The organism is Pseudomonas sp. PS01300 (genome assembly GCF_029960155.1).
GTDB classification, from domain to species: domain Bacteria; phylum Pseudomonadota; class Gammaproteobacteria; order Pseudomonadales; family Pseudomonadaceae; genus Aquipseudomonas; species Aquipseudomonas palmensis.
This window is the reverse complement of record NZ_JASCPN010000042.1, coordinates 15,498-27,192: the sequence shown is the minus strand read 5'-3', so window position 1 is coordinate 27,192 and position 11,695 is coordinate 15,498. Positions and strand designations below refer to the sequence as shown.

Annotated in this window: 6 protein-coding genes; 4 read left to right on the top strand and 2 right to left on the bottom strand. The window is 66.1% G+C overall.

What is annotated here, in order from left to right:
• Nucleotides 1–97: 97 nt before the first annotated feature.
• Nucleotides 98–934, bottom strand: a complete 837-nt coding sequence (rlmJ, locus tag QMX96_RS18825) for a 23S rRNA (adenine(2030)-N(6))-methyltransferase RlmJ (RefSeq protein WP_043863583.1) — start codon at nt 932–934, stop codon at nt 98–100.
• 128 nt (nt 935–1,062) lie between these two features.
• Nucleotides 1,063–2,547, bottom strand: a complete 1,485-nt coding sequence (gene putP / locus QMX96_RS18820) for a sodium/proline symporter PutP (protein WP_210013885.1) — start codon at nt 2,545–2,547, stop codon at nt 1,063–1,065.
• A gap of 351 nt (nt 2,548–2,898) precedes the next feature.
• Between putP and putA the strand changes: the two genes are divergently transcribed.
• From putA to QMX96_RS18800, 4 genes are all read left to right on the top strand, one after another.
• Nucleotides 2,899–6,852 (top strand): trifunctional transcriptional regulator/proline dehydrogenase/L-glutamate gamma-semialdehyde dehydrogenase, encoded by a 3,954-nt coding sequence (gene putA / locus QMX96_RS18815; protein WP_282362215.1) that lies wholly within the window; start codon nt 2,899–2,901, stop codon nt 6,850–6,852.
• Between the two features lie 204 nt (nt 6,853–7,056).
• Entirely contained in the window at nt 7,057–8,859 is a 1,803-nt protein-coding gene (locus QMX96_RS18810; protein ID WP_282362214.1) for an acyl-CoA dehydrogenase, read from the top strand.
• Nucleotides 8,860–8,890: 31 nt separating this feature from the next.
• A complete protein-coding gene (locus QMX96_RS18805; RefSeq protein WP_196933008.1) occupies nt 8,891–10,333 on the top strand; it encodes a TldD/PmbA family protein in 1,443 nt (480 codons plus the stop codon).
• On the top strand, nt 10,333–11,664 hold the full coding sequence (locus QMX96_RS18800; RefSeq protein ID WP_282362213.1) for a TldD/PmbA family protein: 1,332 nt from the start codon (nt 10,333–10,335) through the stop codon (nt 11,662–11,664). The genes QMX96_RS18805 and QMX96_RS18800 overlap by 1 nt, the downstream gene beginning before the upstream one ends.
• Nucleotides 11,665–11,695 lie beyond the last annotated feature (31 nt).

Sequence of the window (11,695 nt, the reverse complement as noted above, 5' to 3'; positions counted from 1 at the left end):
GTGGAACCCATCGCGGGTCAAGCCCGCTCCCACAAGGACATCATTGCCTCTGTGGGAGCGGGCTTGACCCGCGATAGGCCAACACATTCACAACACCCTACTCGGCAATCAGCCAGTCCATGCGCCAGCTGCCCTGGGTCTGCCCCAGCACCTGGGCCAGCCACGGCAGCAGTGCGCGCAGCTCTTCTTCCAGGCCCCAGGGCGGGTTGGCGATCGCCAGGCCAGAGCCGTTCAAGCCCTGCGGGCTGTCCTGCGGGTGCACGTACAGCTCCACCCGCAGCAGCTTCGGCGCACCGGTGCTGGTCAGGTCCTGATAGAAACGCACCAGCTGGCGCTGGTCCTTGATCGGGTACCAGATGGCCGCGACCGTCTGGCGCATGCGGCCAATCGTCTCCTTCATCGCCACCGTGCAGCGCTTGAGCTCGTCGGCCTGCTCGAAGGGCGGGTCGATCAGCATCACCGCGCGCTTCTCCTGCACCGGCAGCAAGGCCCTCGGCACGTGCCAGCCCTCGCCCAGGTGCACCGCCACGCGTGGGTCCTTCTTCATGTTTTCCTTGAGCAGGCGCCCGTCTTCGGGGTGCTTCTCGTTGAGCAGCACGCGGTCCTGCTGGCGCGCCAGGCGCCGTGCCAGCTCGGGCGACCCCGGGTAGTAGCGCAGCTCGCCGTCGGGGTTCATCTTGCGCAGGATGCGCAGGTAATCGGCCGTCACCTCGGGCAGGTCGTCGCGCCCCCAGAGCCGGCCGATGCCTTCCAGCCACTCGCCGGTGCGGGTCGCCTGGTCGCCCTGCAGGTCATACAGGCCAAGGCCGGCGTGGGTGTCGAGGTAGGCGAACGGCTGCTCCTTGCGCGACATCAGCGCAATCAGCCGGGTCAATACGAGGTGTTTGAACACGTCGGCGTGGTTGCCGGCGTGAAAGGCGTGACGATAGTTCATGGCAACTCCTGCAAGGCCCGGAAGTTTACCCTGTCAGGCCCGCGCCGTCAGGTGACAGCCGCCAGAATGACAACGGCCCGACCTCCAGAAGAGGCCGGGCCGTTGCCGGGCAGCATGATGCAGCCGTGTTACTTGTCGGCGTGGAACGCCGCTTCAGCGGTTTCGAAACGCTTGACCATCGCAGCCGACGGGCTGCCCGCCTTGCTCACGAAGTAGATCGCCAGCGATGCGAACAGGAAACCCGGGATGATTTCGTACAGGCCCATGGTGTCGAACTGCTTCCACAGGATCACGGTCACCGCGCCCACCACGATACCGGCCAGTGCGCCGTCGCGGGTCATGCCCTTCCACAGTACCGAAATCAGCACCACCGGGCCGAAGGCGGCACCGAAGCCGGCCCAGGCGTAGGCCACCAGGCCCAGCACGCGGTTGTCCGGGTTGGCGGCCAGCGCGATGGCGATCAGCGCAACCGCCAGCACCATCAGGCGACCGACCCATACCAGCTCGACCTGCGAGGCGTTCTTGCGCAGGAAGGTCTTGTAGAAGTCTTCGGTCAGGGCGCTGGAGCACACCAGCAGCTGGCAGCTCAGGGTACTCATCACTGCTGCCAGGATGGCCGACAGCAGCACACCGGCAATCCACGGGTTGAACAGGATCTTGGCCAGTTCGATGAACACGCGCTCGTGGTTCTCGGTGACCGGGCCGGCCACTTCAGGGTGCGCCGAGAAGTAGGCGATGCCGAAGAAGCCCACGGCCACGGTACCGGCCAGGCACAGGATCATCCAGGTCATGGAGATGCGACGGGCATTGGCGATCGATTTCACCGAGTCTGCCGCCATGAAGCGCGCCAGGATGTGCGGCTGGCCGAAGTAGCCCAGGCCCCAGCCCATCAGCGAGATGATGCCGATGAAGGTGGCGCCCTTGAACATGTCGAAGTTGCCCGCGCCCTGGGCTTCGATGGCCAGGAAGGTGGTGTCGAAGCCGCCGGTGGCGATCAGCACGATCACCGGGGTCAGGATCAGCGCGAAGATCATCAGCGTGGCCTGCACGGTGTCGGTCCAGCTCACCGCCAGGAAGCCACCGACGAAGGTGTAGGCGATGGTGGCAGCAGCACCGGCCCACAGCGCCGTCTCATACGACATGCCGAAGGTGCTTTCGAACAGGCGGGCGCCGGCCACGATGCCGGAGGCGCAATAGATGGTGAAGAACACCAGGATCACGATTGCCGAAATGATGCGCAGCAGGCCGCTGTGGTCTTCGAAACGGCTGGCGAAATAGTCCGGCAGGGTCAGCGCGTCGCCGTTGTGCTCGGTCTGCACGCGCAGGCGGCCGGCCACGAACAGCCAGTTCAGGTAGGCACCGACAGTCAGGCCGATGGCGATCCAGGCTTCGGAAAGGCCCGACATGTAGATGGCGCCCGGCAGGCCCATCAGCAACCAGCCGCTCATGTCCGAGGCACCGGCCGAGAGCGCGGTCACCACGCTGCCGAGGCTGCGGCCACCGAGGATGTAATCGGAAAGGTTGTTGGTGGAGCGATAGGCCATGAAGCCGATCAGCACCATTGCCGCGATATAGATCACGAACGTGATCGTGATTGGATTGCTAAAACTCATTGTTGCGCCCTGGCGTTTGTTTTTATGTAGTGACAGCCGCTAACGGTTGCACCCAGGCGGCGAATCCTATGCAACAACGCAAACAAGGTGCAACCAGTTTCTTCAGTCAAGTTGCACCTGGTCGGATATTTCGCATAACAACGTGTTTTTGCTCCATTTGGGAGCAAAAACCGCCGTTTACATAAGCAAATGCACCTTGAACAGCCATTTATGCTGTGGGGTTTTAGCCACCGGACGAGTTGCACTCCTCAACGCGATTATTTGGGTTGCACTAGGTTGCACCCACAAAGGCGCCCGGCTAATCTTGGCGCCAGCTTAGCCACGGCCCAGTGGCAATAATGAGGATAAGAAATGGCGACGACCACCCTTGGGGTCAAACTCGACGACCCTACCCGCGAGCGACTGAAAACGGCTGCGCAGTCCATCGACCGCACCCCGCACTGGTTGATCAAGCAGGCGATCTTCAACTACCTGGAGAAGCTCGAGGGTGGCGCCACCCTGACCGAACTCAGCGGTCAGCCCGGCAATCAGAGCGACGACGCCGGCGATGTGCAGGCCGACCACTCGCACCAGTGCTTCCTCGAGTTCGCCGAGAGCATCCTGCCGCAGTCGGTGCTGCGTGCCTCGATCACCGCCGCCTACCGTCGTCCGGAACCGGAAGTGGTGCCGATGCTGCTGGAGCAGGCACGCCTGCCCGCGCCCATGGCCGAGGCCACCCACAAGCTGGCCGCCGGCATTGCCGAAAAGCTGCGCAACCAGAAGAGCGCCAGCGGCCGCGCCGGCATCGTCCAGGGCCTGCTGCAGGAGTTCTCGCTGTCGTCCCAGGAAGGCGTGGCGCTGATGTGCCTGGCCGAAGCGCTGCTGCGCATTCCCGACAAGGGCACCCGCGATGCGTTGATCCGCGACAAGATCAGCACCGGCAACTGGCAGCCGCACCTGGGCAACAGCCCGTCGCTGTTCGTCAACGCCGCCACCTGGGGCCTGCTGCTGACCGGCAAACTGGTGTCCACGCACAACGAATCCGGCCTCACCTCCTCGCTCAGCCGCATCATCGGCAAGAGCGGCGAGCCGATGATCCGCAAGGGCGTCGACATGGCCATGCGCCTGATGGGCGAGCAGTTCGTCACCGGCGAGACCATTGCCGAAGCCCTGGCCAATGCCAGCAAGTTCGAAGCCAAGGGTTTCCGCTACTCCTACGACATGCTCGGTGAAGCCGCGCTCACCGAGCACGACGCGCAGAAATACCTGGCCTCCTACGAGCAGGCCATCCACGCCCTCGGCAAGGCCTCCCATGGCCGCGGCATCTATGAAGGCCCGGGCATCTCGATCAAGCTCTCGGCCCTGCACCCGCGCTACAGCCGCGCCCAGTACGAGCGCGTGATGGACGAGCTGTACCCGCGCCTGCTGTCGCTGACCCTGCTGGCCAAGCAGTACGACATCGGCCTGAACATCGACGCCGAAGAGGCCGACCGCCTGGAGCTGTCGCTGGACCTGCTCGAACGCCTGTGCTTCGAGCCGCAGTTGAGCGGCTGGAACGGCATCGGCTTCGTGATCCAGGCCTACCAGAAGCGCTGCCCTTACGTGATCGACTACGTCATCGACCTGGCACGCCGCAGCCGTCACCGCCTGATGATCCGCCTGGTAAAGGGCGCGTACTGGGACAGCGAGATCAAGCGCGCCCAGGTCGAAGGCCTGGAAGGCTACCCGGTGTACACCCGCAAGGTGTACACCGACGTCTCCTACATCGCCTGCGCCCGCAAGCTGCTGTCGGTGCCCGAAGCCATCTACCCGCAGTTCGCCACCCACAACGCCCACACCCTGTCGGCCATCTACCATATCGCCGGGCAGAACTACTACCCGGGCCAGTACGAGTTCCAGTGCCTGCACGGCATGGGCGAGCCGCTGTACGAACAGGTGGTGGGCAAGGTGGCCGACGGCAAGCTGAACCGTCCGTGCCGCGTGTACGCCCCGGTCGGCACCCACGAAACGCTGCTGGCCTACCTGGTGCGTCGCCTGCTGGAAAACGGCGCCAACACCTCGTTCGTCAACCGTATCGCCGACCAGTCGATCTCGATCCAGGAACTGGTGGCCGACCCGGTCGCGACCATCGAGCGCATGGCCACCCAGGAAGGCGGCTTCGGCCTGCCGCACCCGCGCATCCCGTTGCCGCGTGACCTGTACGGTGCCGAGCGCGCCAACTCCAGCGGCATCGACATGGCCAACGAACACCGCCTGGCCTCGCTGTCGTGCGCCCTGCTGGCCACCGCGCACAACGACTGGAAGGCCGAGCCGATGCTCGGTTGCGCGTCCAGCGACGAAGCTGCCGCACCGGTGCTGAACCCGTCCGACCACCGTGACGTGGTCGGCCACGTGCAGGAAGCCACCGTCGAGGACGCCGACAACGCCATCCAGTGCGCACTCAACGCCGCACCGATCTGGCAGGCCACCCCGCCGGCCGAGCGTGCCGCGATCCTGGAACGTGCCGCCGACCTGATGGAAGGCGAGATCCAGCCGCTGATGGGCCTGCTGGCCCGCGAAGCCGGCAAGACCTACGCCAACGCCATCGCCGAGGTGCGCGAAGCGGTCGACTTCCTGCGCTACTACGCGGTGCAGGCACGCAACGACTTCAGCAACGACGCCCACCGCCCGCTGGGCCCGGTGGTGTGCATCAGCCCGTGGAACTTCCCGCTGGCGATCTTCAGTGGCCAGGTGGCTGCAGCGCTCGCTGCCGGCAACCCGGTACTGGCCAAGCCTGCCGAGCAGACCCCGCTGGTGGCCGCCCAGGCCGTGCGCCTGCTGCTCGAGGCCGGCATCCCGCAAGGCGTGGTGCAACTGCTGCCGGGCCGTGGCGAGACCGTCGGTGCGCGCCTGGTAGGCGATGACCGGGTCAAAGGCGTGATGTTCACCGGTTCCACCGAAGTGGCGCGCCTGCTGCAACGCAACATTGCCGGCCGCCTGGACAGCCAGGGCCGTCCGATCCCGCTGATCGCCGAAACCGGTGGCCAGAACGCGATGATTGTCGACTCCTCGGCGCTGACCGAGCAGGTGGTCATCGACGTGGTCTCCTCGGCCTTCGACAGCGCCGGCCAGCGTTGCTCGGCCCTGCGCGTGCTGTGCCTGCAGGAAGACTCGGCCGACCGCGTGATCGAGATGCTCAAGGGCGCCATGGCCGAAAGCCGCCTGGGCAACCCGGAGCGCCTGAGCGTGGACATCGGCCCGGTGATCGACGCCGAGGCCAAGGCTGGCATCGAAAAACACATCCAGGGCATGCGCGACAAGGGTCGCAACGTGTATCAGGTGGCCATTGCCGACGGTGAAGAGATCAAGCGCGGCACCTTCGTGATGCCGACCCTGATCGAGCTGGAAAGCTTCGATGAACTGCAGCGTGAGATCTTCGGCCCCGTCCTGCACGTGGTGCGCTACAACCGCAAGCACCTCGACCAGTTGATCGAGCAGATCAATGCATCCGGCTACGGCCTGACCCTGGGCGTGCACACCCGCATCGACGAGACCATCGCCAAGGTGATCGACAACGTCCATGCCGGCAACGTCTACGTCAACCGCAACATCGTCGGCGCCGTGGTCGGCGTGCAGCCGTTCGGTGGTGAAGGCCTGTCGGGTACCGGCCCCAAGGCCGGTGGCCCGCTGTACCTGTACCGTTTGCTGTCCACGCGCCCGGCCGATGCCATCGAGCAGTCGTTCCAGCGCAGCGACGCCGGTACTGCCCCGGACGTGCGTCTGCGCGAGCAGTTGCTCAAGCCGCTGCAATCGCTCAAGGCGTGGGCCGGCAGCAACCAGCAGGCCGAACTGGCGCAGCTGTGCGAGCAGTTCGCGCAGCAGTCGCAGAGCGGCGTCACCCGCCTGCTCAACGGCCCGACCGGCGAGCGCAACAGCTACACCATCCTGCCGCGCGAGCACGTGCTGTGCCTGGCCGAGTCGGAGGCTGATCTGCTGACTCAACTGGCAGCGGTACTGGCGGTGGGCAGCTCGGCAGTGTTCGTCGACGGCGAGCCGGGCAAGGCCTTGCGTGGGCGCTTGCCGAAGGATGTGCAGGCGCGCATCAAGCTGGTGAGCGACTGGGCCAAGGACGAGGTGGTGTTCGACGCGGTGCTGCATCACGGCCATTCGGACCAGCTGCGCGCAGTATGCGAGCAGGTGGCCAAGCGTGCCGGTGCGATCGTGGGTGTGCAGGGCTTGTCGTCGGGTGAAACCGCGATTGCGCTGGAGCGCCTGGTGATCGAGCGTGCGTTGAGCGTGAACACCGCCGCAGCGGGCGGCAATGCCAGCCTGATGACCATCGGCTAACCACCGAGGCGTTGCCAATCGCGGGTCAGGCCCGCCCCCACAGGATCGATGCAGATTCTTGTGGGGGACGGCCTGGCCCGCGATTTTTTTTGCGGACACACACCTGACAACGGTTCTGACCCCTCATCACCCCCACCTATTAACCTGTCCACCTCCCGCCCGCATGCCTAGACTCGGCCCCATCCCCACCAAGGTATGGCCGCCATGTCCGACACCCTGCTCAGCGCCCGCAACCTGGCCTTCGAACTCTACGAAGTGCTCGACGCCGAGGCCCTCACCCAACGCCCACGCTTCGCCGAGCACAGCCGCGAAACCTTCGACGCCGCGCTGCACACCGCTCGCACCCTGGCCGAAAAATACTTCGCCCCGCACAACCGCAAGGGCGACGAGCACGAGCCACGCTTCGAGAACGGCCAGGCCATCCTCATCCCCGAGGTCAAACCTGCCGTCGACGCCTTCCTCGACGCCGGATTTCTCAACGCCAACCGCGACTTCGAGGCCGGCGGCATGCAGTTGCCCACCCTGCTCTCGCAAGCCTGCTTCGCCCACTTTCAGGCCGCCAACGCCGGCACCACCGCCTACCCGTTCCTGACCATGGGCGCCGCCAACCTGATCGAGAACTTCGGCACCGACGAGCAAAAGCGCCTGTTCCTGCAACCGATGATCGAGGGCCGCTTCTTTGGCACCATGGCCCTCACCGAACCCCACGCCGGCAGCTCGCTGGCCGATATCCGCACCCGCGCCGAACCCGCCGCCGACGGCAGCTTCCGCCTCAAGGGCAACAAGATCTTCATCTCCGGGGGCGATCACACGCTGTCCGAGAACATCGTGCACCTGGTGCTGGCCAAACTCCCCGACGCACCACCCGGGGTAAAGGGCATTTCGCTGTTCATCGTGCCCAAGTTCCTGGTCAACCCGGACGCCAGCCTGGGCCAGCGCAACGATGTGGTGCTGGCCGGCCTGTTCCACAAGATGGGCTGGCGCGGCACCACCTCCACCGCACTCAACTTCGGCGACAACGGCCAGTGCGTCGGCTACCTGATCGGCCAGCCGCACCAGGGCCTGGCCTGCATGTTCCAGATGATGAACGAGGCGCGCATCGGCGTGGGCATGGGCGCGGTGATGCTCGGCTACGCCGGCTACCTGTACTCGCTGGACTACGCCCGCCAGCGCCCGCAAGGCCGCCTGCCCGACAACAAGAACCCCGCCACCGCCGCCGTGCCGATCATCCAGCACAGCGATGTGAAACGCATGCTGCTGACCCAGAAAGCCTACGTCGAAGGCGCCTTCGACCTGGGCCTGTACGCCGCCCGGCTGTTCGACGACAGCCATACCGCCGCCACCGAAGACGAGCGCCAGCAGGCCCAGCAACTGCTCGACCTGCTGACCCCGATCGTCAAATCGTGGCCGTCCGAGTTCTGCCTCAAGGCCAATGAGCTGGCGATCCAGATCCTCGGTGGCCACGGCTACACCCGCGATTACCCGGTAGAGCAGTACTACCGCGACAACCGCCTGAACCCGATCCACGAAGGCACCCACGGCATCCAGTCACTCGACCTGCTCGGGCGCAAGCTGGCCCAGCACGGTGGCGCCGGCCTCAAGCAACTGGTACGCCTGATCGCCGGCACCTGCGCCCAGGCCCATGCCTACACCCGCCTGGACCCGTTGCGCGAGCCGCTGGAACAACTGCTCAGCCGCCTGCAGCACGTGACCCTGGGCCTGCTTGGCGAGTTGTCCACAGGCCAGGTCAACAGCGCCCTGGCCAACTCGGCGCTGTACCTCAAGGCCTTCGGTCACTGCGTGATCGGCTGGCGCTGGCTGGAGCAGGCGATTCGCGCCGAACAGGGCCTGGCCCGCGGCAACCCGGCCGATACCGGGTTCTATCGGGGCAAGTTGCAGGCCGCACGGTTTTTCCTCACCTGGGAAGTACCGGCCTGCCATAATGACCTCGCATTGCTCGAGGCCCGCGACGATACCTGCCCGGGCATGCACGAGGAGTGGTTCTGAGGGGGAACCACCGTCACCCGGAGGTTCGCGCATGTTCGATTTCACCGCGCCGCTGCGCCAGCGTTTCGCTGGCCTGAACAGCGGCGCCGAGTTTTTCTCCCTGCGCTATGTGCAGGAAGCCCACCAGCACCTGTCGGTGCGCAAGAACATCGCCGAACCACCCAGCCTGACCCGCGACCAGGGCGCGATGCTCACCGTGCGCGTCAACGGCGTGGAGGCCTACGCGGCCACCGCCGACCTGTCCCAGGCCGGCCTGCAACGCGCCCTCGACCAGGCCGAGGCGCTGGCCCGCCAGATCGCGCGCCACGCCCTGCTCGACCTGCGCGAGCAACCGGTGTCCAGCGCCCGCGCCGACTACTGCTCGCCCAACCTCAACAGCACCTTCCCGGCCCTGGCCGACTGCTATGAACTGCTGGCCCGCGAATCGGCCAGTGTGCCGGGCGATTCGCGCCTGGTGAACTGGCAGGCCAGCCTGGGCCTGAGCACGGTCGAGCAGATCTACCTCAACAGTGCCGGCGCCGAACTGCGCCAGGCGCAACGCTTCGTGTTCCCCGGCATGAGCGTCACCGCCTTCGACGGCAGCGACAGCCAGAGCCGCAGCCTGGGCCGCGAGAACTTCGGCCAGCAGGGCGGCGTGGATGTGATCGAGCGCTGCGGCCTGCTCGGTGCCGGGGCCCAGGTGGCCGACCAGGCCCTGCAACTGCTGCTGGCGCCCAACACCCCGAGCGGGGTACGCGACCTGCTGCTGATGCCCGACCAGATGATGCTGCAGATCCACGAGTCCATCGGCCACCCGCTGGAGATGGACCGCATCCTGGGCGACGAGCGCAACTACGCCGGCACCAGCTTCATCAAGGCCCAGGACTTCGGCCACCTGCAGTACGGCTCGGCACTGCTCAACGTGACCTTCGACCCGGCCATCCCCGAAGAGCTGGCCAGCTACGCGCACGATGACGACGGCACCCCGGCCCACAAGCAGTTCCTGATTCGCGAGGGTGTACTGGTGCGCCCGCTGGGCGGTGCGCTGTCACAGTTCCGCTCGGGCCTGGACGGCGTGGCCAACAGCCGCGCCTGCGGCTGGAACCGCGCACCGATCGACCGCATGGCCAACCTCAACATCGAGCCGGGCGACAAGTCCCTGGCGCAACTGATCGGCGGCATCGAGCACGGCATCCTGATGCGCACCAACCGCTCGTGGTCCATCGACGATGCGCGCAACAAGTTCCAGTTCGGCTGCGAATGGGGCCAGTTGATCGAGCACGGCGAACTCAAGGGCGTGGTCAAGAACCCCAACTACCGCGGTATTTCCGCCGGTTTCTGGCGCAACCTCAGCGCCGTGGGCGACGCCAGTACCTTCCAGGTGCTCGGCACGCCCAACTGCGGCAAGGGCGAACCCAACCAGGTGGTGCGCGTGGGCCATGCCTCGCCGGCCTGCGTGTTCAGCCAGATCGACGTATTCGGAGGAGACGCCTGATGGCCGCCAGCCCTTTGCACAACTTCCAGGACCTGGTCGCATGGCTGCGCGACAACGTGCGCGCCCCCGAACAGTTCACCCTGAGCTACAGCGCCGAGCAGTCGCAATTCATCCGATTCAACCATGCCAGGGTGCGCCAGGCCGGCGACGTGCAACAGGCCGGCGCGAGCCTGAAGCTGATTGCCGACGGTCGCCAGGCCGACCTGCACCTGACCCTCAGCGGCGAGCAGGCGCTGGACCGCGAGCGCCTGCACCAGGCACTGGCCGAGCTGCGCCAGATCCTGCCACTGATCCCTGCCGACCCGTACCTGTTGCTCAACGATAGTGCCTGGCACAGCCATCAGGTACAGGACGGCCCGCTGCCGGATACCGCACGGGTGCTCGAGCAGATCGAACACGGCGCCGGCGCGCTGGACCTGGTGGGCATCTATGCCGCCGGGCCTATCAGTCGCGGCTTTGCCAGTTCGTTCGGCGCCTCTGGCTGGCATCAGGCCAACAGCTTCAATTTCGACTTCAGCCTGTTCCACGCCAACGGCCAGGCGGTGAAGGCCAACTACGCCGGGCAGGTGTGGGACAATGCCGCGTTCGCCCGGCGCCTGGCCCAGGCCCGCGAGCAGCTGGAGTACCTGGGTCGTCCACTCAAGACCCTCGCCCCCGGCCAGTACCGCGCCTACCTGGCACCGGCAGCGATGGACGAGATCATGGGCATGCTGTGCTGGGGCGGTTTTTCGGCGCAGGCCATCGCCAGCAAGGACAGCCCGCTGCAACGCCTGTATGCCGGCGATGCGGCATTGAGCCCGCTGGTGAACATCACCGAACAGGTCAGCGGCTCGCTGAGCCCGGCGTTCTCCGGCGAAGGCTACCCACGCAGCGACGTGCAGCTGGTGGACGCAGGGCGGGCGCGCGAACAGCTGACCAATGCGCGCAGCGCCGCCGAGTTCGAGCAGGTCGCCAATGGCGCCGAGGCCCACGAGTGGCCGAGCGCCTTGAGCCTGGCCGCCGGCGAGCTGGCGCTGGATGAGGTGCTCGCCAGGCTGGGTACGGGGCTGTACATCAGCAACCTGTGGTACCTGAACTACTCCGACCTGCCGGCGGCGCGCATGACCGGGCTGACGCGCTTTGCGACATTCTGGGTCGAGGACGGTCAGATCCAAGCGCCGGTCAGCACCATGCGCTTCGACGACAGCGTATACAGCCTGCTCGGCTCGCAGCTGGAGGCGCTCACGACCGAGCGCGAGCTGATCCTGTCGACCAGCACCTACGGACAGCGCCAGACCAGTTCGAGCCATTTGCCGGGGGCGCTGGTCAAACGCCTGACGCTGACATTGTGATGCCGCCATCGCGGGTCAAGCCCGCTCCCAC

Bases quoted from the DNA above. Each gene is read 5' to 3' on its own strand.
- rlmJ (WP_043863583.1), bottom strand. From the start codon at position 934: ATGAACTATCGTCACGCCTTTCACGCCGGCAACCACGCCGACGTGTTC.
- putP (WP_210013885.1), bottom strand. From the start codon at position 2,547: ATGAGTTTTAGCAATCCAATCACGATCACGTTCGTGATCTATATCGCG.
- putA (WP_282362215.1), top strand. From the start codon at position 2,899: ATGGCGACGACCACCCTTGGGGTCAAACTCGACGACCCTACCCGCGAG.
- QMX96_RS18810 (WP_282362214.1), top strand. From the start codon at position 7,057: ATGTCCGACACCCTGCTCAGCGCCCGCAACCTGGCCTTCGAACTCTAC.
- QMX96_RS18805 (WP_196933008.1), top strand. From the start codon at position 8,891: ATGTTCGATTTCACCGCGCCGCTGCGCCAGCGTTTCGCTGGCCTGAAC.
- QMX96_RS18800 (WP_282362213.1), top strand. From the start codon at position 10,333: ATGGCCGCCAGCCCTTTGCACAACTTCCAGGACCTGGTCGCATGGCTG.